General features: G+C 62.9%; 23 protein-coding genes and 1 tRNA gene. 4 read left to right on the forward strand and 20 right to left on the reverse strand.

Features of this window, described 5'->3' with window-relative positions; all coding sequences use genetic code 11:
• Positions 1-12 precede the first annotated feature (12 nt).
• Genes ACWTV1_RS12020 through ACWTV1_RS12040 form a run of 5 tightly spaced genes read right to left on the reverse strand, consistent with a single transcriptional unit; the run spans position 13 to position 4,197 of the window.
• Entirely contained in the window at positions 13-813 is an 801-nt protein-coding gene (locus ACWTV1_RS12020; protein ID WP_498505506.1) for a TrmH family RNA methyltransferase, read from the reverse strand.
• A gap of 1 nt (position 814) precedes the next feature.
• Positions 815-1,396, reverse strand: coding sequence for a hypothetical protein (locus ACWTV1_RS12025; protein WP_498505507.1), 582 nt, complete (start codon positions 1,394-1,396; stop codon positions 815-817).
• A 7-nt stretch (positions 1,397-1,403) separates the two neighbouring features.
• Entirely contained in the window at positions 1,404-1,988 is a 585-nt protein-coding gene (locus ACWTV1_RS12030; protein WP_498505508.1) for an isochorismatase family protein, read from the reverse strand.
• A 52-nt stretch (positions 1,989-2,040) separates the two neighbouring features.
• Positions 2,041-3,465 carry a D-alanyl-D-alanine carboxypeptidase gene (locus ACWTV1_RS12035; protein ID WP_498505509.1) on the reverse strand — a complete coding sequence of 475 codons (1,425 nt, stop codon included), beginning with the start codon at positions 3,463-3,465 and terminating at the stop codon, positions 2,041-2,043.
• Between the two features lie 45 nt (positions 3,466-3,510).
• Positions 3,511-4,197 (reverse strand): hypothetical protein, encoded by a 687-nt coding sequence (locus tag ACWTV1_RS12040; protein WP_498505510.1) that lies wholly within the window; start codon positions 4,195-4,197, stop codon positions 3,511-3,513.
• A 480-nt stretch (positions 4,198-4,677) separates the two neighbouring features.
• Here ACWTV1_RS12040 and ACWTV1_RS12045 point away from each other — a divergent pair, with 480 nt between their 5' ends.
• The gene (locus ACWTV1_RS12045; protein WP_498505511.1) at positions 4,678-4,860 is read left to right on the forward strand and encodes a hypothetical protein; all 183 of its coding nucleotides are present in this window, start codon (positions 4,678-4,680) and stop codon (positions 4,858-4,860) included.
• A gap of 29 nt (positions 4,861-4,889) precedes the next feature.
• Here the strand turns inward: ACWTV1_RS12045 and ACWTV1_RS12050 are convergent, their stop codons facing one another.
• The 15 genes from ACWTV1_RS12050 to ACWTV1_RS12120 all read right to left on the reverse strand — a co-directional run bounded on the left by ACWTV1_RS12050 (position 4,890) and on the right by ACWTV1_RS12120 (position 19,466).
• Positions 4,890-5,702, reverse strand: a complete 813-nt coding sequence (locus tag ACWTV1_RS12050; RefSeq protein WP_498505512.1) for a hypothetical protein — start codon at positions 5,700-5,702, stop codon at positions 4,890-4,892.
• A gap of 70 nt (positions 5,703-5,772) precedes the next feature.
• Positions 5,773-5,845 (reverse strand) — tRNA-Thr (locus tag ACWTV1_RS12055).
• A gap of 79 nt (positions 5,846-5,924) precedes the next feature.
• The gene (locus tag ACWTV1_RS12060; RefSeq protein ID WP_498505513.1) at positions 5,925-7,493 is read right to left on the reverse strand and encodes an alpha/beta hydrolase; all 1,569 of its coding nucleotides are present in this window, start codon (positions 7,491-7,493) and stop codon (positions 5,925-5,927) included.
• A 16-nt stretch (positions 7,494-7,509) separates the two neighbouring features.
• Positions 7,510-9,057 carry an alpha/beta hydrolase gene (locus tag ACWTV1_RS12065; RefSeq protein WP_498505514.1) on the reverse strand — a complete coding sequence of 516 codons (1,548 nt, stop codon included), beginning with the start codon at positions 9,055-9,057 and terminating at the stop codon, positions 7,510-7,512.
• Entirely contained in the window at positions 9,054-10,220 is a 1,167-nt protein-coding gene (locus tag ACWTV1_RS12070; protein ID WP_100389529.1) for a DNA polymerase III subunit delta', read from the reverse strand. The genes ACWTV1_RS12065 and ACWTV1_RS12070 overlap by 4 nt, the downstream gene beginning before the upstream one ends.
• Positions 10,221-10,229: 9 nt before the next feature.
• Complete coding sequence (gene tmk, locus ACWTV1_RS12075; RefSeq protein WP_498505515.1) at positions 10,230-10,859, reverse strand: dTMP kinase; 630 nt, start codon at positions 10,857-10,859, stop codon at positions 10,230-10,232.
• 1 nt (position 10,860) lies between these two features.
• Entirely contained in the window at positions 10,861-13,785 is a 2,925-nt protein-coding gene (gene topA / locus ACWTV1_RS12080; protein WP_498505516.1) for a type I DNA topoisomerase, read from the reverse strand.
• 82 nt (positions 13,786-13,867) lie between these two features.
• Positions 13,868-14,266, reverse strand: coding sequence for an Rv3654c family TadE-like protein (locus ACWTV1_RS12085; RefSeq protein WP_498505517.1), 399 nt, complete (start codon positions 14,264-14,266; stop codon positions 13,868-13,870).
• Positions 14,266-14,688 (reverse strand): TadE family type IV pilus minor pilin, encoded by a 423-nt coding sequence (locus ACWTV1_RS12090; RefSeq protein WP_498505518.1) that lies wholly within the window; start codon positions 14,686-14,688, stop codon positions 14,266-14,268. Before ACWTV1_RS12090 ends, ACWTV1_RS12085 begins: the two co-directional genes overlap by 1 nt.
• Positions 14,666-14,926 (reverse strand): DUF4244 domain-containing protein, encoded by a 261-nt coding sequence (locus tag ACWTV1_RS12095; RefSeq protein ID WP_498505519.1) that lies wholly within the window; start codon positions 14,924-14,926, stop codon positions 14,666-14,668. The genes ACWTV1_RS12090 and ACWTV1_RS12095 overlap by 23 nt, the downstream gene beginning before the upstream one ends.
• Before the next feature lie 103 nt (positions 14,927-15,029).
• On the reverse strand, positions 15,030-15,947 hold the full coding sequence (locus tag ACWTV1_RS12100; protein ID WP_498505520.1) for a type II secretion system F family protein: 918 nt from the start codon (positions 15,945-15,947) through the stop codon (positions 15,030-15,032).
• Entirely contained in the window at positions 15,944-17,047 is a 1,104-nt protein-coding gene (locus ACWTV1_RS12105) for a TadA family conjugal transfer-associated ATPase (protein ID WP_498505521.1), read from the reverse strand. Before ACWTV1_RS12105 ends, ACWTV1_RS12100 begins: the two co-directional genes overlap by 4 nt.
• Before the next feature lie 149 nt (positions 17,048-17,196).
• A complete protein-coding gene (locus tag ACWTV1_RS12110) occupies positions 17,197-17,619 on the reverse strand; it encodes an organic hydroperoxide resistance protein (protein WP_341620541.1) in 423 nt (140 codons plus the stop codon).
• A complete protein-coding gene (locus ACWTV1_RS12115) occupies positions 17,619-18,110 on the reverse strand; it encodes a MarR family winged helix-turn-helix transcriptional regulator (protein WP_498505522.1) in 492 nt (163 codons plus the stop codon). Before ACWTV1_RS12115 ends, ACWTV1_RS12110 begins: the two co-directional genes overlap by 1 nt.
• Before the next feature lie 87 nt (positions 18,111-18,197).
• Positions 18,198-19,466 carry a helix-turn-helix transcriptional regulator gene (locus tag ACWTV1_RS12120; protein ID WP_498505523.1) on the reverse strand — a complete coding sequence of 423 codons (1,269 nt, stop codon included), beginning with the start codon at positions 19,464-19,466 and terminating at the stop codon, positions 18,198-18,200.
• A gap of 92 nt (positions 19,467-19,558) precedes the next feature.
• Here ACWTV1_RS12120 and hxlB point away from each other — a divergent pair, with 92 nt between their 5' ends.
• The 3 genes from hxlB (at position 19,559) to acs (ending at position 23,088) form a co-directional block, all read left to right on the forward strand.
• Positions 19,559-20,143 (forward strand): 6-phospho-3-hexuloisomerase, encoded by a 585-nt coding sequence (gene hxlB / locus ACWTV1_RS12125; protein WP_498505524.1) that lies wholly within the window; start codon positions 19,559-19,561, stop codon positions 20,141-20,143.
• 60 nt (positions 20,144-20,203) lie between these two features.
• A complete protein-coding gene (hxlA, locus tag ACWTV1_RS12130; RefSeq protein ID WP_498505525.1) occupies positions 20,204-20,827 on the forward strand; it encodes a 3-hexulose-6-phosphate synthase in 624 nt (207 codons plus the stop codon).
• A 296-nt stretch (positions 20,828-21,123) separates the two neighbouring features.
• The gene (acs, locus tag ACWTV1_RS12135) at positions 21,124-23,088 is read left to right on the forward strand and encodes an acetate--CoA ligase (RefSeq protein ID WP_498505526.1); all 1,965 of its coding nucleotides are present in this window, start codon (positions 21,124-21,126) and stop codon (positions 23,086-23,088) included.
• The last annotated feature ends 13 nt before the right edge of the window (positions 23,089-23,101 follow it).

A 23,101-nucleotide genomic window follows, 5' to 3' on the forward strand; every position in this document is an offset into this window, starting at 1 on the left:
GCCCGTCTGGCGCTACTCGACCGCGAGCGCGAACATCGCGACCGCAGCCGTCGCAGCAACGTTGAGCGAGTCGATACCGTGGCGCATCGGAATCTGCACGATCGAATCGGCGGCATCGATGGCTTCGCGGGTGAGACCGTGGCCCTCAGTGCCGAGCACGAGCGCGACCTTCTCGGGAGCATCCGCCGCAAAATCGCGCAGCGAAACCGCACCATCCTCGAGGGCTAGCGCTGCGATCTGAAAGCCGGATGCCGTGAGCAGCGCACGAGTGTCTGTCCAGTCGCCGATGCGAGTCCACGGCACCTGCAGCACGGTTCCCATCGAGACCCGGATCGCGCGGCGGTAGAACGGGTCGGAGCACTGCTCAGTGACGAGTACGGCATCCGCCCCGATGCCGGCGACGGAACGGAAGATCGCGCCCACGTTGGTGGGATCAACGACGTTCTCAAGAATGACGATGCGGCGGGCATCCGCCAATAGGGCTTCGGGCGTCGGCAGCGGCGGGCGGTGCATCGATGCGATCACGCCGCGGTGCAGCACGTAGCCGGTGAGCTCGGCGAGCAGTGACCCGTCACCCGTGAAGATGGGAACGTCGTCGCCCACAAGCGCGACGATCTCGTCCACTGAGGTTCCGAGCGCGAGCACCGAACGCACGCGATGACCGGAGCGCAGGGCGCGCTGCAGTACGAGCGTCGATTCGGCCAGGTAGAGGCCGTGCTCGGTGCCCTGCGCTTTACGCAGCGCCACATCGGTCTGGTGCGAGTAGTCAGCGAGCCGCGGATCGCTGAGCTCGGTGACGGGGATAACCGGCACGCTACAGCTCCCGGTTCACGCGAATGAGGATCACGGTGCGGCCGTCGGTGCGCTGCCCGCTTGCAGCCTCGAATCCGGGGCCAGTGACCGACTCGACGCCCTGGTAGAGCAGGAGGTTATCGAGCCCGAGCGCATCCGCTTCACCAGCCCACGACAGCGTCGGCGCCACCCGGTAATCACCGGACCGCAGCGGGTCGGCAGCGCCTTCCGGCAACACGACAGTGGCGTAGAGCAACCCGTAAGAGCCGTCAACCGTGGCGTATTGCACGCTCTCGACTTCGGTTTCTGCGGGAAGGTCGATCTTCGAGAACTCCGCGATCTGTTCGAGAGACACATCGCTGCAGGTTGCGTCGGAGGAATCGGACACGTCGGAGGTGGTGCCGGAGGAGGCATCGCACAGGGTTGCGGTCGTGGGCCAGAAAGCCGTAAACAGCGCGGCACCACCGGCCACGACGATCCCAATAAGGAGCCCGAGACCGACGAGCAGCGCCAGCAGCCGCCAGCCCAAACCGTTGCTGGGCGGGAGAACTTCAGACTCGGCTATGAAGCCGGGAAGGTGAAGCTCTTCGGGAGAATCTGTCATGCGGCGATCACGCTTCGGGAGAGACGAGCCTGATGCCCGACTCCGCCATCGTCGCGAGAGCGGCCGTGCTCGACTCCGGGGCGACACCAGCCACCAGCTCTGTCAGTACCGACACTTCGCGGCCGCTGCCGGCGGCATCCAGTGCAGAGGCAAGCACGCAGTAGTCAGTGGCGATGCCAGCGACATCAATCGTGTCAACGCCGAGTCGCGCCAGCAGAGCTGGGAGCGTCTCATCGTCGTCGGTCGTGCCCTCAAAGATGGAATAGGCCGGAACGCCCTGTCCCTTGCGCACGTGCTCCTTCACGAGCGAGGTATCGAGAGCGGGGTGGTACTCCGCGCCGGACGTGCCGGCTACGCAGTGAACCGGCCACGTGTCGACGAAGTTGGGGGCAGCATCCACCGCAAAGTGGCCACCGTTGCTGTTGTCAGCATCGTGCCAGTCGCGGGACGCGATCACGACGTCGTAGCGGTCAGGATTCGCCCGCAGATAGTCGGTGATTCCGGCCGCCACAGCGGCACCGCCGTCGACGCCTAAAGCGCCACCTTCGGTGAAATCATTCTGGACATCGATGATGAAGAGTGCAGCAACCACGCTGCCAGTCTAAGTCGCGGCAGCATCCGCCCACAGCGCCTGCGTCACAACGTCAGTAGTTAGAGAGGTTACTCCCGCAGGAATACACGCCCGCGACAAGGTTGTCGATCGCTGTGCGGGCATCGGTCGAGATGCCTTCCCCAATGGAGTAGAACGCGAACGCGAGCTGGGTGCCGTCCTTGGCATTGACTACGCCAGCGAGCGAATGCTCTTGGTTGGTCCAGCCCGACTTCGCTGCCACGTTCCCGGATGCCGCAGCGGCATCCCCCTCAAATCGGCTGTACAGGTCGCCGCTTTTGCCCCCGACCGGAAGCATCCCGTAGACGGCGCCTACCGCACCGCTACCCGAGGCACCCTGGGCCATGAACTGGGCAGCGAAGAGCGGGGATACTTGGTTCTTGGGGCTGAGGCCCGAGCCATCGGTGATCGTGATCGATCCAGCGTCGGCGAGACCGGCATCCGTCAAAGCACCCTGCATTGCTTGAGTGAGGGTGCTGGCAGCACCGCTGAAACCCAGCTTCTTGGAGACGAGGCGGGCCAACGATTCGGCGATCGAGTCATCACCGCTGTTAAGCATTTGTTCCACGAGCACGCTGACGGGCTGCGACTTCACCTCGCCGAGAACGGTGTTGCCTACGGCGGCACCGTTCGAGAAGGTGACCGCAGGCAAACCGGCTGCCTGGGCGAACGCTTGTCCGGCCGACTTCACGGGATCGGTGCCACGAGGGCTGATGGCGATCGTGGGATCAGCGCGGTCGCCGTTCACCATCAGAGCGGTGACATAGGAGTGGTAGCCGCCAGTGCGTTCGCGCTCGGGCCAGTTGGGATCCCACGCGTCAGCGGTGGTCCACAGGGTGGAGTCGAGCACGATCTCGGTGATCGGAACGCCGGGGTGGAGTTCTTCGTACCGCGTCATGGCCTGCGACGCGAGCTCAGAGATCTGCGGTGCATCGCGGTAGTACGAGGCATTTGTGGTCGCCAGCGTCGGGTCTCCCCCGCCAACCAAGACGATCACTCCCGGCTGCGAGCCATCGACGACTTTCGTGCTGATACGAGTATCGGCGCCCAACGTTTGCAGTGCAGCGGCCGCCGTGAACGCGGTCACAATGTGGGCGGGGCTTGAGGCGTCCTCTGCCGAACGGTCCCAGAGAACATCGACGCTAGCGACATCCGTCACGACACCGACGAGCGACGGGAAGGTCGCGACAGTTGCTAACGGGTCTACAGAACACGTGCGTACAGAGACTGAACCGGGTATAGCATCCGGTTGGCTCCGCTGTTCAACAGTGACTTCGTCTGGGGTGACATCAACTGCCGAACTAGCGGAGCCAACCGAAATTCCGGCGAACACTGCTACTCCTGCGAGTAGTGCGAATAGAACCGCTGCGACCGTCACCGTGGATGCGGTGGGGTGCTTAGCAATAAACGCGCGTATTCCTCCCGGCGCTTTCGGCTCGCTGTTGGCTGAATCAGTCACCCGGTTATAGTACCCGGATGCCTGGACTCGGTGCCTACAGGTGGCCTAGCAGTACGTCCAACGTGCTGCAGCGCGGGTGAAGCTATAAGGCTCATCGATTCCGCCGTGGGTCATGGCCAAAGCGATGCAAACGCCGCCGGTGCTGGCACCGGGGCGGTAAAGCGAAGCGCGGTGAGAATAGGATTCCCACCATTTGGATGCGACGGTGGCGCCGCTGTTTCCCGAACCTCCTGCGAGGTTTCCGTCGCAACCGCGAGCAGCGACGCCGTCAGAGCGAGTGGTGCCGTTGTGGCCCCAGCCGTCGAGCGGGTTCGAACTGGGCGACTCTGCCATCCAGAACAAGCGCTCTTCCATGCAGGAGTCGTAGCGGAAGTTCGAGAGGGGAATCGGCTGCAGGCAGTTGGCGACGCGAATCGAGTTGTAGGCGTAGGCGAACGATGAGAGGTCACCCGAGGTGGTTCCGGCAACGCCCTGAGAAGAGCTGCGGCTCGGTGCGCCGGGAACTCCGCCACCGACGTTGCTGGGGCACGCTTGCCCGGCAGACGCATACGCAGCGCGAATCTGCTCGACGGATGCGGAACCACCGGTCACCGATTCAACAACAATCGGCTTCGGCTTGGGCACTGCCTTCTGAGCCAAGTGCTCGGAGTCAGTTGCGAGCTCTTTAGCTTCAGCCTTCAACTCGGCCGCAAGCGACTCTTCTGTGATGCGTTCGACGCTGGCTACAGCCACCACGTCGGGCTCTTCTTCGACCGGGCCTGTAGCCGTCGATGCGAATAGTGGTGAACGTGCGGTCGCGTTAGCAGTTGCGCTCTCCGTGAGCCCTGGTCCGCCTCCCCCGACGAACGGTGCTACTCCGACTATTACAACGGTTACTAAGGCCGTTAAAAACGGAACTCTCCCCATGAAAAAATCGCCCCCCAGACGAATGAATAGGATGCAGACCCCTCTGCTTCCTGTTGCCAAAACTAAGGGCGAAATCACAGTTAAACAAGGGAAAAACCCCGGAAACATGCGGAAATACCCGTTAATGGGGGGTCTGGGTGACGGGTCTATCCTCTGTTTGGGGGACACCCCTGTGGCCCGAAATTGAGTTTTTCGAGAGTTCGAGAGGGTCCCATTCGCGGCTTCGAATAATCCCAGCTGCAGGGCGTTTGCATATCGCCATCAAGAGGTCGATACTTGAGGAAATCTAACTCTTTGGGGGTGGTGGTGCCGGAGCTTGCAACCGATCAGTACAGCACCATCTTCGTGCTGTCGATCGCCGCAGGCACCGTCGCCCACGTCATCGGCGCAGACCTACTGCTCGTAGTTGGCATCGCTCTCGGCTCCTTCTCTGTCGGCCTGATCGTCACGATGGTTGCCAACAAACGCACCGTTGACCCTGGCGAGTAGCTGAAGACGGCACGTAGCACCCACTTGCCTTAGTGCGGCGAGCGCAACTGCTCCGGATCCGTGATCGCGGTGCCTGGCCGACACCCCAGTTCTCCCCGTTCGAGCTGGATCGGCGCAGGTCGCACTCGTGAAACTTCGCCATCAACGCGTGCTACGAGCACGCAGTCGTGAGGCGTCGACCCCATTGCAACACCAATACCGCGGTCGTCGACGGCCACGGTGGGCAGCGCTAGCTGCTCGAATGGTCCCGACGGTTGATCAAGGAGCACCTCGATGCGTTGTGCGAGCTCATCCGCGTCTGCTCGAGATTCGTCGGTGAGCTCCGACAGAACCCGCACCGCTATCTCTTCGGCATTGGGTGCGACGACGAAAACCGTCGAGCTGTCTACGAGCGGCGTCACGGCAACGGGATTATCCGGGCACCGTACGCCGCCAGGATCGGCATCGCCGTTGAACACCCAGTAGTCGGTAGCTCCGAATCCATTGAACTCGGCTTCGTAACACCCGTCGAAAGCATCGATGTAGTGTTTTCCGCTCTGTACGGCGTCGTACTGAACGTGAAAAATAAGCGCTCCGAAAGGGGCATCAGCATTCTCTTGTTTCATCGCAAAGATGCCCACCAACGTGACGTTGTCGCCCGGCAGAGAAGCGATGAGCTCGACGGCGGAACGCGCGAAGCCATCGATGTCGTCATGGCGCTCGACGCCGATCGTGCGCACGATTTCCGACACAACCGACTGGGCTTGGGCAACGCGGCCACCCGAGGACGCCGGAACACACGCTGCCATTATCGAAACGAGCGCAAGAAGCACCGCGAATCGACTGCCGCGACGGATGACCATTCGCCGAGCATATCTCACGTCAAACGGAGACCAGGGAAGGAAGCGTTGGCGAAACGCATGCGGAGAACGGAGCCGCCTATCAGAATCGAACTGATGACCTTCTCATTACGAGTGAGATGCTCTACCGACTGAGCTAAGGCGGCCGGCCACATTTTCATGAGGCACAGCATGAAAGCTTAGCCGAAGTTTTGGGGTTCCATGACCCACTCGACGAACTCAGGCTTATGCGCCGCAATTCGGGTCGTCATTGGGCACCACTCCGTTGATGAAATACGCGTCAACCGCGCCATCCACGCAGCCCACACCACCGTTGTAGGCAGTGTGGCCCTCACCGTTGTAGGTGATCAACTGAGCGCTCTGCAGCTGTTCGCTGAGCGCGACGCCCCACTCGTAGGGCGTTGCCGCGTCACCGGTCGTGGAGATGATGAGAACGGGCGGGGCACCCTCTCCCGTGAGCTCAGTGATCTCTGGCCCACTGTATTGGTACGGCCAGTTGATGCACGTGAGGTCACCGGTCGGCGGGAAGTCACGATACGTCGCCGGCGAAGCCGCCTGCATCAGCTTCTGCTGCTCGATAAGCACTGCCGGATCAGTTTCTACGGGATAATCAACGCAATAGATAGCGATGAACGCTTCAAGCGAGTTGTCGGCGTAGGTTCCGTCAACATCCCGGCTGTAATAGAAGTCAGCAAGGAAGAACGCGGTGTCGGTCTCGCCGCGTGCCGCTTCGGAATAAAGGTCGTTGAGGAACGGCCAGGAATCCTGAGAGTAAAGAGCCGTGCTCATGGCGATGTCGAGCACGCCAGCATCCATCATGCGACCGTCGGCACCCGGGATCGGGTTGGCGTCGTAGCGATCGTAAAGTTCCCGGATCGTCGTCAACGCGGCATCCACCCCACCAGTGAACGGGCAATCGTCGAACATCTCGGGGCACGCCTCGAGATAGTTCTCCAGAGCGCGCTGGAACCCCGCCGACTGAACCAGCCCTACCTCGAATACGGAAATAGAAGAATCGGTCGCGCCGTCGAGCACGATGCGGCCCACATTCTGGGGAAAGTTCTCGATGTAATACGAACCGATGTCGCTGCCATAGGAGTAACCCAGATACTGCAGCTTCTCGTCGCCGACGATCGCACGCAGCATGTCGAGATCGTGCACAGTGCTCTGCGTATCGATGAACTGCAACACCGGTCCAGTGTTCTCGAGGCAAGCCTGGCCGAAGTCAATCGCCGCCTGCTCGCTCGTGGCGAGCCACTCATCGCTGCCCACAGCAGCCTCCGGAATGCCGAAGATGAACTCATCGAGGCCATCATCGTCGAGGCACGTCACGGGAGTCGAGCGACCAACACCGCGAGGGTCCCAGCCGATCACGTCATAGTTTTCGCGAAGGTTCGAACTCACCGCAAAATCGACGTCATCGTGAATGAGATCGAAGCCAGAGGCACCCGGCCCACCTGGATTCACGAACAGCGACCCCATGCTCTCTCCGGTGGCCTCATGTCGAGCCATAACAATCTCGATGTCGGTCTCCGGCGACGGGTTCGCCCAATCCATCGGGGCAATCGCCGTGGCGCACTGAGCGCCATCGCCGCAGTCAACCCACGTCAGAATTTGCTCGTAGTAGGGAGCGAGTTCAGCCGAAACGGTCTCCCCTGTCGGCTGCGAACGCTCGCCCGGAAAGTTGTTCAGCAGGTTCACGCACCCGCTCAGCAGCAGGGTGAGAGCGAGAGCTGGCACCACGAGGGCGAGCCTGCGAGCGCGAGAAGCGGGGGCAGCAGCGATGTAGTTCACGGCCCGAGCCTAGCGGTTAGCAGTTCGGGTCGTTGGCCGGAACCTCTCCCCTGAGGAGAAAGTCTTCCACCGCGCTATTCACGCACTCGTTGGATTTGTTGTACGCCGTGTGGCCCTCACCGTTGTAGGTGATGAGGTGGCCAGTATCGAGATTGTCGGCCACCGTCACCGCCCATTCGTAGGGCGTAGCGGGGTCGTTCGTGGTGCCGATCACGAGCATGTCTGCGGCACCCGGAGCCGCGATCGCGGTGCGGTCACGCTTCGCCTCCACCGGCCAGTTCGCGCAACCGGGGTCGCCATACGACATCTGCGGACCAAAGATGGGAGCCGCGAGCGCCAGCTCGGCAGCCTGCTCACGCATGCGTTCGTTGTCGGCGGGCTCGCGGGCATCCAAACAGTTGATGGCTATGAACGCTTCGGTTTGATTCTCGGCATAGGTGCCATCGGCAGTACGGCCGTTGTAGTTGTCGGCAAGGTCGAACGCGATCGACGCATCGCCCTGCATCACGGTCGTAAAGAGCTGGCGCAGGTACGCCCAGTTGGATTGGCTATACAGCGGCAGGATGATCGCCGTGAACATGGTGCCGCTGCCGAGCTTGCGGCCGTCAGCGTTCGTGAGCGGGCTCTTGTCGAGGCGGTCGAGCAGAGTGCGGATCGTGGTGCGCGATTGGTCAACGGACCCGGTGAAGGGACAATCGCTTGCGCTGGCACAATCCTCAAGGAACGCATCCAATGCACCTTCAAAGCCTTGAGCCTGCGCCTTCGTTGCTTCAAATTCGGATGCCGCGGGGTCGACCGCTCCGTCGAGAACGAGTCGCCCCGTCTTCTCGGGGAACAATTCGGCGTACACCTGACCGAGCAAAGTGCCGTAGGAGTAGCCCAAGAAGTTAAGCGTCGTATCGCCGAGAGCGGCACGCAGCATGTCGAGGTCACGAGCAGCACTCGGGGTGTCAACGAAGCCTAGGAGCGGGCCCGTCTCTTCGCTACAGCGCTGAGCGAACTGGGCCGAAGCTTCAGTGGCGGCGGCGATCCACTCGTCGCTGCCCTTCTCCCCCGGCGTGATGCCGTAAATGTACTCATCAAGTTCAGCAGGGTCGGAGTAACACGACACCGGCGTTGAACGGTTGACCCCACGAGGGTCGAAACCGACCACGTCGAACTGCGACTGCAGCGCCTCACTCGTGGCGTAATCCACGCTGTCCGCGATGAAGTCGAAACCGGAGCCGCCGGGACCGCCGGGGTTCACGAGCAATGAACCGATGCGATCGTTACCCCGCGCGGTCTGACGCACCAGGGCCAGGTCGATCGTGTCGCCCTCGGGAGCATCCCAATCAACGGGCGCAATCGCGGTGGCGCACTGCAGGTTGTCACCGCAGCTGTTCCACTCCAACACCTGCTGATAGAACTTCTCGAGGTTCGGCGCAACGGCCTCTTCCGTTGGTGTCGAGGTGGTCGATGACTCGGGCGGGAAGAACCATGACACACAGCCGCTCAGCAGCAGCGAGGTTGCGAGCGCAGTGGCAACCACTGCGGTAGCGCGAGTGCGGGTGCGGCGCCGGCTCATGCTCCACGCCCCGACACAGCCACCTTCACGAGCATGGCTTCGAGCGCGAGCGCCGGGGCGACATTGCTCTCGATGCGGCGACGAGCCTCGGCGATACCGTCCATGATGGCCAGCGTTGCCGGAGCCGTCGTGCGGTTCGCGACCGCCGTGAGATTGTCGACAATGCTGAGGTTAATGAGCTCTCCCGGCGCACCGATCTGGGTCAACAAGATGTCACGGTACAGCGACAACAAGTCGACCATGATCCGGTCGATGCCATCACGCAGGCTTCGCGTCGCGCGACGCTTCTGGTCTTCTTCGAGATTCTTGAGTTGCACGCGCAGGGCGGGAGGAACTGTTCCGCCGGGGGCGACACCGAGCGAGCGAAGGGCGCTTTCGCGTTCCTGCGCATCTTTCTCTTCGGTGATGGCTGCGGCATCCGCCTTCGACAGTTCAAGCAGCGACGTCGCTGCGATCACGGCGTCAGAAACAGTGCGGATGTTGAGCACGGTAGTGAGCGCCCGTTCGCGTCGTTCGCGAGCCTCCGCGTTGGTAGCAAGGCGGTGAGCCATGCCGATGTGGCTTTGCGCTTCTCGCGCGGCACGCAAGGCAATATCGGGGGCAACGCCATCGCGGTCCTGCAGCAGTTGAGCCACGTCTTCGATGGCGGGGGTGCGCAGTCGAACGCTGCGCACGCGCGAGCGGATCGTCGGAATGAGATCTGCTTCGCTGGGCGCACAGAGAATCCACACGGTGCGCGGCGGTGGCTCTTCGAGCGCCTTCAGGAGAACGTTGGAGGTGCGCTCGACCATGCGGTCGGCATCCTCAATGATCATGACGCGGTAGTGGCCGACCGAGGGCGAGAATTGCGACGAGGCCACGAGCTTGCGCACTTCGTCGATCGAGATGATGACGCGTTCGGTGCTGAGCACGCTGAGATCGGGATGCGTGCGAGCGACTACTTGCTTGTAGACCGATTCTTCGGTCTCGTCGCCGCGCGTACCGAGCAGCGCCGCCGCAAAGGCGTAGGCAATGTTGGAGCGGCCCGAACCGGGAGGCCCCGTGATCAACCACGAGTGTGTCATGGACGATTCCCCGGTGCTGCCCAACGCCGAGGATGAGGCCGCAGCCTCAAGAACGGCGATCGCTTCAGCTTGGCCCGTTAGGCCTTCCCACAACGACATGCGCCCAGTCTAGGCGGGTTGCGGGAGGTGATTCTGGATGCGCTCACGGATCGCCGTAGCGATCTCGCTGATCTCGCGGGCGGCATCCACCACCAGGATACGTTCGGGCTCTTTGGCGGCACGTTCGAGGAACGCGTCGCGCACTCGAGTGTGGAATTCTTGCTTCTCCGCTTCGAGGCGATCGTAGCGAGTGCGAGCGCTGTCGAGCCGCTTGCGGGAGTCGGTGGGGTCAAGGTCGAGCAACACCGTTACGTCGGGCAGAAGGCCGTCGGTTGCCCAGAGAGACAGCTCGCGCACTTCGTCGGAGCCGAGCACACGCCCGGCACCCTGATACGCCTCCGAGGAGTCGATGTAGCGATCCTGCACGACAATCTCGCCGCGTTCGAGCGCCGGGCGCACGACGGTGGCGATGTGGTGAGCGCGGTCGGCCGCATAGATGAGGGCTTCCGCGCGCGGGTCCATATCGCCCCGGCGATGCAGCACGATCTCGCGCAGTTCGAGTCCGAGATCGGAGCCACCCGGTTCACGGGTCACCACAACGGTGTGCCCCGCTTCGGTAAGCCAATCGACAAGAAGCTGCGACTGAGTGGTCTTGCCCACGCCGTCGCCGCCCTCGAGAGTGATGAAGAGCCCGGGCACGCTACTCCGCTTCGGGAGCGGCCGACGCTGAAGCCTTAGCGGCAGGCTTAGCTGCTGCCGGCTTCTTGGCTGCGGGCTTTTTGGCCGCCGTCGTCTTAGCCGCGGTGGTCTTCGCTGCCGCAGACTTCGCCGCCGTCGCCTTAGCTGCCGTGGTCTTAGCTGCCGTGGTCTTGGCCGCTGGCTTCTTCGCAGCAGGTTTCTTGGCCGCGGGCTTCTTAGCTGCCGGCTTCTTCGCCGCGGGCTTCTTCGCTGCCGGCTTCTTCGCTGCCGTCTTGCGCTTGACCGGCCCCTTGGCGCGCTTGTCAGCGAGCAGTTGAACGGCGCGTTCGAAGTCCACGTCTTCCACGGTCTCGCCGCGCGGGATGGTGGCGTTGGTGGTGCCGTCGGTTACGTATGCACCGAACCGGCCGTCCTTGATCTTGATCGGCTTCTCGCTCACCGGGTCAGCGTCGAACTCTTTCAGAGCACTGGATGCTGCGCGGTTGCCGTACTTGGGCTGGGCGTAGAGCTCGACGGCTCCGGCTACATCGATGTCGAAGATCAGGTCTTCGCTTGGCAACGAACGGGTGTCGGTGCCCTTCTTCAAGTAGGGGCCGTAGCGACCGTTTTGGGCCGTAATCTCGGCGCCAGACTCGGGGTCTACGCCCACCACGCGGGGCAAGCTGAGCAGCTTGAGCGCGGTGTCGAGGTCAACCGTGTCGAGGTCCATCGTTTTGAAAATGGATGCCGTACGCGGCTTGACCGCAGCAACCTTCTTCGGCTTCTTGGCCTTCTTCACTTCGCCGGTCTTGGGGTCGATCTCTTCGACGGGCTCCGGAACGGGCTCGGATTCTGGCTCAAGTTCGGTCACGTACGGGCCAAAACGGCCATCCTTCGCGACGATCTCTTTGCCGTTTTCGGGGTTGACGCCAATGACGCGGTCGCCGATGACGGGCGCTTCGATGAGTTCGACTGCCTTGGCGATGGTGAGCTCGTCAGGCGCAAGCGCTTCGGGAATGTTGACCCGGCGCGGCTTCTCCGGGTCGTCACTGGGGGTCTCCAGGTACGGGCCGTACTTTCCAATGCGCAGGGTCACGTCATCCGACAGCTTCATCGAGTTGATTTCCTTGGCATCGATCTCGCCGAGGTTGTCGATGACGGTGCGCAGGCCCCGGTATTTGTCGTCGCCGAAGTAGAACGATTGCAGCCACTCAACGCGGTTCTGGGTTCCTCCCGCGATGCGGTCGAGGTCATCTTCCATGCCCGCGGTGAAGTCGTACTGAACGAGGTCGCCGAAGTATTCTTCGAGCAAACGGATCACGGAGAACGCAATCCAGTTGGGCACGAGTGCCTGGCCGCGCGGCGTGATGTAACCGCGGTCGATGATCGTCGAGATGATCGAGGCGTACGTCGACGGGCGACCAATGCCGAGTTCTTCAAGCTTCTTGACGAGGCTTGCTTCGGTGTAGCGCGGGGGCGGGCTGGTCTCGTGACCCTTAGCTTCGATGTCGAGAAGGGTGAGGGTTTGGCCTTCCTTGAGCGGAGGCAGTTTCGCTTCCTTGGGCTCAGCGGTGGCGTTACGCTCTTCGTCTTGGCCTTCTTCGTAGGCCTGCATGAAGCCGCGGAAGGTGATGATGGTTCCGCTGGCCGAGAATTCGGCAACGGGAGCTTCGCCGGCAGCGATCGTGATGGATGCCGTTGAACCCTTGGCATCAGCCATCTGCGAGGCGACGGTGCGCTTCCAGATGAGTTCGTAGAGCTTGAAGTCGTTTCCGCGCAGCGTTGACTGAAGTTCGCTCGGCGTGCGGAAGGTGTCTCCCGAGGGGCGAATAGCTTCGTGGGCCTCTTGAGCGTTCTTGCTCTTGCTGGCGTAGACGCGGGGCTTGTCGGGCACAGCGTCAGCACCGTAGAGGGCAACGGCTTGGGTGCGAGCGGCGGTGATGGCCTGCTGCGAGAGCGACGAGGAGTCGGTTCGCATATAGGTGATGTAACCGTTTTCGTACAGCGACTGGGCAACGCTCATGGTCTGGCGGGCGGAGTAGCGCAGCTTGCGGCCGGCCTCCTGCTGCAGCGTTGAGGTCGTGAAGGGTGCTGCGGGGCGACGCGTGTAGGGCTTGGTCTCGACCGTTTTCACGGTGATGGTGGTGCTCGGCATCCGCAGGGCGTCTGCGAGCGCTTGAGCAGCCTTCTCATCGAGAGCTACTGCTTCACCCTTGAGGTTTCCACGGTCGTCAAAGTCGCGACCGGCAGCAACGCGCTTGCCGTCGAGGCGTACGAGCTTGGATTCGAAGCCGTTGGTTTCGCTGTCGGGCGAAAGCTGGGCGATGAGGTCCCAGTAGTTGGCGGTGATGAAGGCGAGACGTTCGCGTTCGCGTTCGACGACGAGGCGAGTAGCGGCGGACTGCACGCGGCCAGCGGAGAGCCCGGGGCCGACCTTGCGCCAGAGCACTGGCGAGATTTCGTAGCCGTAGAGACGGTCGAGGATGCGGCGGGTTTCTTGAGCGTCAACGAGCGCGGTGTCGACGTCGCGAGTGTTGTTGATGGCCGCTTCGATGGCGTCTTCGGTGATTTCGTGGAACACCATGCGCTTGACGGGGACCTTGGGCTTCAGCACTTGAAGCAGGTGCCACGCGATGGCCTCACCCTCGCGGTCCTCATCAGTTGCGAGGAAGAGTTCGTTCGCTCCGCTGAGCGCTTTCTTCAGTTCGCTGACGGTTTTCTTCTTGGCGTCAGAGACGACGTAGTACGGCTCGAAGCCATTGTCGACGTCAACTGAGAATTTGCCGAGCGAACCCTTTTTGAGCTCGGCCGGCAGATTGCGGGGCTCGACGAGGTCGCGGATGTGACCGACCGAGGAGAGCACTTCGTAGTCGTCACCGAGGTACTTTGAGATCGTCTTGGCCTTGGTGGGCGACTCAACGATGACAAGTTTTTTGGTGCCAGACACGGGACTCCTTGGATGATGACGCACTAGACCGGTGGCAGCGCCACTGTCAGCGACACAATACACACACCGACCGCTCACTTGCCTAATTCGCCCCGGTTGGGGGTGGGCCTGCTGTGGCGCTCGTTGTGACCAGTATGCCGAGGATGCGGCGACTGGCGGTAACTGTCACGATACGCCCATCTACAGTGCACTCCTTTATATCGGCGTCATTTACGCGTGCGAGCAGTTCAGCGTTGTCGCAGGGGTAGCCGGCCACGAGCCCGCTCGCGGTATCGGCGGCGGCGAGCGCCGCAGCATCCGTTGCCGCGGCGAGGGCGTGACGAACGCTGAGCGCCCAATAGAGGGGAACGACAAGTGCGGTGATGGCGATGACGGTCGCGACGAGACCGACCATCAGCAGGGTTCCTGCACCATCGTCGTTGCGCAGGCGGAGCCGGAGCGCTCGTCGCGCGCCGGTCACCCGGTGGTGCACGGTAACCACTATTTACCTCCCGCGAGCGCACAGCTGCTGGCGCTGAGCGTGATGGGCAAGAGCCCCAGCAGCGCGTTGCGCGCGGGAGCCGTGACGGTCGCGCACACGAGATTGTCGCGCTGGTGGGAGCTGAGCCGTGCTGACGCGACCAGGGCGGATGCCGTGGCCGCGACCGTGCCGGAGCTTTCGTCTCGTGCCAGGCTGCGTGCCGACGCGGCTGCCGCATCCTGAAGTCGAACTTGCAGCCCGGCGAGTTGGACCCCACTGAGGCAGCACGCGAGCACGAGAGCGACGGCGGGCATTGCCAGCGCAAACTCTGCGGTGACGCTGCCTCGCTCGATGCTGAGTGCGAGCGCCGACGCCTGCTTTCGCGCAATCGCTCGCTGACGCGCGTGGCGATGCCCGCGCTCAGGCCGGGATGGAAAGAGCACTGCGCACAATGTCGGTGAGCATGCCACGCACTTCTCCTGAGCGCAGTACGACGGCGAGAAGGCCAGCAAACCCGACCGCGGCAAGAGTCGTGATCGCATATTCGGCGGTGGCCGCACCGCGCTCAGAGCGAAGACGAACGCGCAAGCTACGCGAGAGCGAAGTGGTGGCGTTAAGCCGCGAGCGCTGTGCGCGACCTGGTTCGAGGGCGGGAAAGTTGATGAGGTGCGGGTCGTTCATGAGGTACTCCTTCGTGCGCTGTGCGCAGTCTGCGGCCGAGTGATTCCAGCCTGCCAAGCCCGGCGATCTCGAAGTGCGGTTGCTTCCGATGTGGGGAACATGGCTAGAACCCCTCCACGGTGGAGGAGATAACCGCCACCATGAGCGGCAGCACCCCGAGCACCATGAACGCGGGAAGCACGCACAGCCCGAGCGGAAGCATGAGCTGCACCGAGAGCGCAGCAGCGGCAGCGCGGGCATCCGCATCGGCGGTCAGCCGCAGTTCGTCAGCCTCGGCGCGCAAGAGTTCAGCCGCGGGCACGCCTGCCTCGTGGGAAAGCTGCAGCACTTCGTCGAGGCGATCGCCGTCTCCGGGTAACGCGAACCGCTCGAGTACTGCCGTCACGATCGCGCGTGCCTGAACGAGTGAACCCCCACCCGACACCGCGACGGCCATCAGCTCGCACTCGAGCCCCGGAGCCGCGCGCTCGGGTGTCGCCGAACGAACAAGCCTGCGGTTCCATCGCACGGCCACGAGAATCAGCCCGCCGCCCACGACGAGACAGCCCCAGCCGATCGGGGTCGTGAACAGCACGCCCAGAGTGTCGAACCCGAGCAGCGCTCCAAACACGAGCCCCACAGCCGGCAACGCCAGAACCATGCGTGCGGTGGAAACCGGAGCAGCCAGAGCGGTGGCCACTTCGCGCTGGCTGTGCACGAGCATCCGCAATGCCCTCGCCTGAGTACGCAGCGCACCAGCCAACGGCGCTCCCACTTGCGCGGCCACAAACCACGCTGCAGCGAGAGAGTTCCACGCTTGCCGATCAAGCACCGCAAGCCCCGCGGATGCCCGAAAGATGCGCTCTGGCGCCCCTCCCGGTTCGCCGCTCTCCACCGCTACCGCCACGGCTACGTTGCTCTCGGCGCGGCCGCGCGCAACGTGCTGCCATGCCGAAGTGGGAGTCAAGCCTGCGTGCAGCAGTACGGCCAGACGCTGGGTGGTGCTGGCAACGTCGGGCAGTTGCGAGGGTGGGGCTTTCATTCGATTTCGGCGATCGTGAGGCGGTCGTTGGCGTCGAGTTCGAGCCGGCCGAGATGGGTGAGTCTGCGACGACCGTCAACGCGGTCGATGTGCAGTACGGCGCCGATGGCGCTCACGGCTTGGCGGGCGATGGCGCTTGCATCGAGTCCGGCGAGCGCCCCGAGCGCTTCGAGGCGGCTCGGCACATCACGCAGTGAGTTGGTGTGCAGTGTTCCCGCGCCGCCGTCGTGACCAGTGTTGAGGGCACTCAGCAGTTCGCGAATTTCGGCGCCCCGGCATTCACCGACGACGAGGCGGTCGGGCCGCATTCGGAGGGCTTCGCGCACGAGGGTGGGGAGCCCATAGCCGCCGGCCCCTTCGAGGTTGGCTTGGCGCGCCTCGAGGGAGACAAAGTGAGGATGGTCGACCCGAAGCTCGGCGACGTCTTCGATGGCGACGATGCGTTCGGTGGGGGAAGCCGCGGCGAGGAAGGCTCCAAGGAAGGTTGTTTTTCCTGCCCCCGAAGCACCGGAGATAAGCACGTTCTCGCGCCGGTCGATGAGCGACTGAATGCGTTCGCGAGGCACGTCGTTGAAGAACCCGGCGAAGTCCAACTCGGTAAGCCCGAATGGTTCGCGGCTGGGAACTCGGATCGAGAGCAAGGTGCCGTTCGCGGAGATGGGAGGCAGCACGGCGTGCACCCTCACCCCACCGGTGAGCCGAACATCCACGCACGGGGTCGCTTCGTCGATGTGTCGGCCACCGAGGCTGATGAGACGGACGGCGAGCGCGCGCAGGTCGGCCTCGGTCATGCCGACGTCCCCGACGGGTTCAAGGCCACCGCCGCGGTCGATCCAGACGTTGTGAGCGCCGTTGACGAAGACGTCGGTGGTGTTGGGGCGCCCCACGTAGGGCGCTAGTGGACCGAAGTCGTGCAGTGCACTGACAGACGCGGCGGCTGCGCCCGACGCCGCTACAGACCGCAGCACCGCCGCCCCCACCCCAACGCCGCTGCGGTGTCGCGCGCTTTCAACACTGTCGGGTTCGGCGGTAAGCAATCGACGGGCGACGAAAGGAACAGGGGCAGGGGCAGGGGCAGGCAGGCGCGAAGTGTCAGTCACCCCGCCACGCTAGAGAGTCCTCCGCGCCGGGAGCAGGGAAGCTGTGGTGCGCGTAACAAAACACGCCCCCTCGCCGTTGGGGAGGAGGAGTGCTTGGGTCACGCGAGACCTCCGCGACCGCCGAGCGATCACACGGAGATCACCGCACGCTAGTCCTGAGCGACCGTGATGGTGACCTCGATGTTGCCGCGCGTTGCGTTGGAGTATGGGCATACCTGGTGGGCGGCATCCGCGAGCGCTTGTGCCTGGTCGGCGGCAAGGTCGGGGATGATTACTTCGAGAGTTACGGCGAGCTTGAAGCCGCCGTCATCGGTGGGAAGCAAGTGAACTGCGCTGCCCACGGAAGAGTGCTCAATGGCCACCTTCTGGTTGCGGGCGACGAGCTGAAGTGCCGAGTGGAAGCATGCGGCATAACCGGCGGCGAAAAGCTCTTCAGGGTTCGATCCGTTACCTGATCCCCCCATCGCCGTGGGCATCGCTAGATCGAGGTCGACGATGCCGGATGTTGTCTTCACATGTCCGTTACGGCCCGCGCCGGTCGAGAGTGCTTCTGCGGTGTAGAGAGCTTCCATTAGTTCTGCCTTTCAATGACATCGTCTCCAGCTGCGGATGCGGTGGAGAGGTGTGAGGTGACGTTGTGCAGTGTCGACAACGTCGACGTAAATTCGGGAAAAGTGATGTTCGTGGCGTCAGCGATGCACGCGGGAATGTGCGCCAATTGCTCGCGCATGGCGAGGCCTTGTTCCGTGGCGCGGACGACTACACGGCGCTCGTCTGAAATGGACCGCTCTCGGGAAAGAAAGCCGCGCTCGTCAAGTCGTTTGACGAGAGGCGATGTGGTGCCGAGGTCGAGCATCAGCTTGTCCGCGATCTCGCTAATAGTGACCGTTGGTTGCTCCCACAACACAATGAGAACCAGATACTGCGGATACGTGAGCCCCCACGGCGCTAGCAGCGTTGTGTACCGACGATTCATGGCTCGAGCCGCTGCGTAGAGCCCGAAGCAGAGCATGCTGTCGAGCGCGGAGGGGCCTTGCTCTTCCGTGCTCTGATCGTCATCCATTGTGCAAGCTTTGCACACCAACAATTTGTGCACAAAGTAATCCCACGAGTGCGCAGCGCATTCCCAGCCGCGCTGCCGCGCTCAGCCTCAACGGTAGGCCGAAACCAACTCCGCCCGATTTGAAACCCCGGCTTTACGCAAGAGATTTGCCACGTGAAATTTCACGGTGTTCTCGCTGATCGAGAGCGAGTGGGCGATAGTTTTGTTGCGAGCTCCGGATGCGAGCAGCTCGAGAACGTCATTCTCGCGGTCGGTCACCTGCCACTGTGCTTGCGGGGAACGGTCGAACCCCTCCGCACTGAGCGGCAGCACGACAGCCATCTCCGATCCCCACCCTTCCGTGCCGCTGACGGCCAGCCGCCCATTGAGGGCAATCGCGCGTTCACTGAGCTGCCGCACCGCAGGATCGTCAAGAGACACCGTGCCGGGCCCGTCATCCCGAATTCCAATCAGCAGATTCTCGCCATCGCAATCCCACTGCACGCGCAGACGCGCGACTCCCGGCTGATTGACCAATGACTGCACCGCGCCGCGAACTATAGCGCGCCCTGCGTGCGCAACCTCACCGGGTAAGGCACGCCCGTTTTCCGGAGGATCAACGAACTGAACGTCGCACTCTCCAAACCTCACGAGCGGGCGTAGGTCTGCTCTGAGCCGCTCGAACGCTTTTGCCACCGGCTCCTCGGCTAACCGGCGATCCCTCTCCGACACCGCGCGCAGACGCACCAAGGCGCCAACCGCAAGTTCGGTCGCCTCCTGGCGGGCAGTGGAATCCGCAGCATCACGCGAACGCAACGTCGTGAGCAACTGTTCCAGTGTCGTGGAGTGAGCATCGGTGAGATCCGCGATCACCTGAGCGCGGTCTTGCGATGCCATGCGTGAGTCCCGCAAATAGTCGGGGCTTGCAACCGCGACCTGCTGCTGGATGCTCACCGCAACGAGTCGCCAGAGCGAGCCGATGGTCGCGAGCGCTTCGTCCTGTGCCGTGGAACTATTCGCAAGAACGGGATCCGTCAGCACGAGCAAGGCACCCGTGGGCGCAATCCACACCGCTGCGGGCCGCTCCTGACGCGCGACCTTGACCGAAAGCCCCCACGCTGGATGCCCCACTGCCGCGACTTCAGCGCGCACACTATCCAGCTCGGCAATGCTCACATGATCGGTAATCGCCGGGTCTCCCGCTTTCTTTTGCGGACGGCCCGTGCAGTCTTCCGTGAAAATCAACAGCGAAGTGTGAGCCACGAGCGGCGCAAGCACCGCCGAGAAGCTACTGGCAATCTGCAGCAACGGGCTCGAGACCACGGAGTAAACGGCGTCAATGAGCGGAACGGAGGGCACCGGAGCAGCGGAGGGCATCCCTCATTCTAGGCGCCACCTACCCGTTCGGGTAGCAAAAACCGGCCGAAAGGTGGGCTGGTCACCACTCCAAAGGGTGGCACGGTGGAGTAATGGCTCGCGACGACTCCCCCTTCACCATTTCGACCGCACTCCCCCAGATCATTGATGAAAACATCGCGATGAGCACGAAGATCGTCGAGGACAGCGCGCCTGCGGTCAACAAAACAATCTCCCTTCTGGAGTCTGCCGATCGTGTGTTCGTGCTCGGCGGCGGTCGCTCGGGCCTTGCTCTACGGATGCTCGCGATGCGCCTCATGCACCTCGGCCTGACCGTGCACGTTGTGGGCGAGGCAACAACCCCGGCAATCGCCGCCGGCGACGTGCTGTTAGCCGCAAGCGGCTCGGGAACCACGGCGGGAGTCGTGCGCTCCGCGACAACAGCCGCCGCTGCAGGCGCGCAGATTATCGCGGTCACCACGGCCCCGGCATCCGCCTTGGCGACTATCGCTGCAGTGACGATCACCGTGCCGGCGGCGCAGAAGCAAGACCATGGCGCCACGGTGTCTGCCCAATACTCCGGTGGTCTATTCGAGCAAGCGGTACTGCTGCTGGGCGACGCGATGTTCCACGTGATGTGGAAGAACTCCGGCGCCACTGCCGAAGAGTTGTGGCCACGCCACGCCAACCTCGAGTAGCCGTAACACCTCTCCCTTATCGACCTCCACTCCTCACCCTCCCCAATGAAAGAGAAAATTATGAAGCTTCAAGTTGCAATGGATGTACTCACCACCGACGCCGCGCTCACGCTGGCCGCTCAAGTCGCCCCGTACGTCGACATCCTCGAATTGGGCACCCCGCTCGTCAAGCACGAGGGCCTCAGCGCCATTCGAGCAATCAAGGATGCCCACCCCGACAAGCTAGTCTTCGCCGACCTCAAGACCATGGATGCTGGTGAGCTCGAAGCAGACATGGCGTTCGCTGCCGGCGCCGACTATGTCACCGTTCTCGGTGCGGCTGGCGACAGCACCATCACCGGCGCCGTGAAGGCAGCGAAAGCACACAACAAGGGAATCGTGGTCGACCTGATCGGCGTCGCCGACAAGGTGGCTCGCGCCAAAGAGGTCACGGCACTCGGCGCAGTATTTGTCGAGATGCACGCCGGCCTCGACGAGCAGGCTGAGCCCGGCTTCACCTTCCAGACCCTTCTCAACGACGGTGAAGTTGCCAAAGTGCCGTTCTCTGTCGCCGGCGGAATTAACGCCAGCACTATTGCCTCTGTGCAGCGCGCAGGCGCGACCGTGGCTGTGGCTGGCGGATCGATTTACGGCGCCTCTGACCCAGCTGCAGCAGCGGCAGAGCTGAAAGCAGCCATCGTCTAATAACGAGAACGAACGCAGGGGGCGCCTTCGGGTGCCCCCTGCGTTCGTTAACGCACTAATTTCACCGGGAAAAAGCACCCGTTAACGAGAGAGGGGCGGCGCCCAGTGGGGGGAAAGGGCGCCGCCACAGCGGCCGACGATTGGGGGGAATCGTATTGGCCGCTTGCTGAACTTGCGCCCAGCGACTTTCAGTGTAACGCAACGGTATGGGCGCGCAACGGAGGTTCTAGAATCGGTGGAATACTTTCAGAAAGCATGTGATCGAGAACCGCAATCACACGATCGAAGAGGATCAAATGACCAGTAATTCTATTGACAGTCTTTTGCATGAATCACGACGTTTTGCCCCGTCAGAGGCCTTTTCTTCCAGCTCCGAAGCGAGCGCCGATCTCTACAGCGCCGCGAAAGAAGACCGTCTAGAGTTTTGGGCTGACAAAGCTCGCGAGTATGTGCACTGGCACAAGCCATTCACAGAAACACTCGATTGGTCTACCCCGCCCTTCGCCAAGTGGTTTGCCGATGGTGAACTCAATGTCGCCTACAACTGCCTCGACCGCCACGTGCTCGCCGGCAACGGTGACCGCGTCGCCATCCATTGGGAGGGTGAGCCCGGCGATAGCCGCAGCATTACGTACGCCGAACTGACCGCCGAGGTCAAGCGCGCAGCCAATGCCATGGCTGCCCTAGGAGTGGGCCAGGGTGACGTTGTCGCCATCTACATGCCCCTCGTTCCCGAAGCCGTCATCGCGATGCTGGCGACGGTTCGCCTCGGTGCCGCTCACTCCGTAGTTTTCGGTGGCTTCAGCGCCGAGAGCCTGCGCAGCCGCATCGACGACGCGAGCGCCAAACTTGTTGTCACCGCCGATGGTGGCTGGCGCAAGGGCAAGGTCTTCCCGCTCAAAGCGGCAGTGGATGCCGCACTCGCCAACGGGGAATCCACCGTCACGAATGTGTTGGTCGTGGGGCGCGGCGAGAACGATGTGGAGTGGACCGAGGGTCGCGACCTGTGGTGGCACGATCAGATCGAGGCAGCGGAGCCCGAGCACGAGGCGCAAGCGTTCCCCGCCGAGAACCCTCTCTTTGTGCTCTACACCTCGGGCACGACGGGCAAGCCGAAGGGCATCCTGCACACCAGTGGTGGCTACCTCACGCAGGCTGCATTCACCCACAAGAACGTCTTCGACCTCAAGCCAGAAACCGATGTGTACTGGTGCACGGCAGATGTCGGGTGGATCACCGGCCACACCTACGTGACCTATGGTCCCCTCGCGAACGGTGCCACTCAGGTGCTGTACGAGGGAACCCCCGACGCCCCGAACCCGGGCCGCTGGTGGGAGATCATCCAGAAGTTCGGGGTGAGCATTTTCTACACGGCGCCCACCGCCATCCGTTCGTTCATGAAGGCCGGGCGTCAGATTCCGGAGCAGTATGACCTCAGCTCGATTCGCGTGCTGGGCTCGGTGGGCGAGCCCATCAACCCCGAAGCGTGGATTTGGTATCGCGATGTGATCGGTGGCGGTTCAGCTCCCATCGTTGACACGTGGTGGCAGACCGAAACCGGCGCCATCATGGTTGCGGCGCTGCCCGGCCTCACAACGTTGAAGCCGGGTTCGGCACAGGTTCCCATCCCGGGAATCAAGATCGACATCCTGGGTGAAGACGGCACGCGCGTTGACCCGCCCAACGGTGGACTGCTGGTTGTTTCCGAGCCGTGGCCTGCCATGCTGCGCGGCATTTGGGGCGACCCCGAACGCTTCAAGGAGACGTACTGGTCGAAGTTCCCACAGCTCGATGGCGAACAGTACTTCGCCGGCGACGGTGCTCACGTTGACGAGGATGGCGACATTTGGCTGCTCGGCCGGGTGGATGACGTCATGAACGTCTCCGGCCACCGCCTTTCGACGACAGAAATCGAGTCCGCTCTCGTCTCTAACCCCATCGTGGCTGAAGCCGCCGTGGTGGGAGCGGCGGATGAGGCGACCGGTCAAGCCGTCGTGGCCTTCGTGATTCTCAAGTCGAACCAGGAGCACGCGCAGACTGCCGCCGAAGCGAGCGCGCTGTTGCGTCAGCATGTCGCGAAGGAGATCGGCGCGATCGCACGCCCCCGTGAAATCTTCATCGTCTCGGAGCTACCCAAGACGCGGTCGGGCAAGATCATGCGCCGCCTGCTGCAGGATGTCGCTGAAGGTCGCGAGATCGGTGACACCACCACGCTCGCTGACACCACGGTGATGCAGATCATCTCCGACAAACTCAACTAGCTCTCGCAGAAAC

This window comes from Salinibacterium sp. VpJ6, from assembly GCF_059767345.1.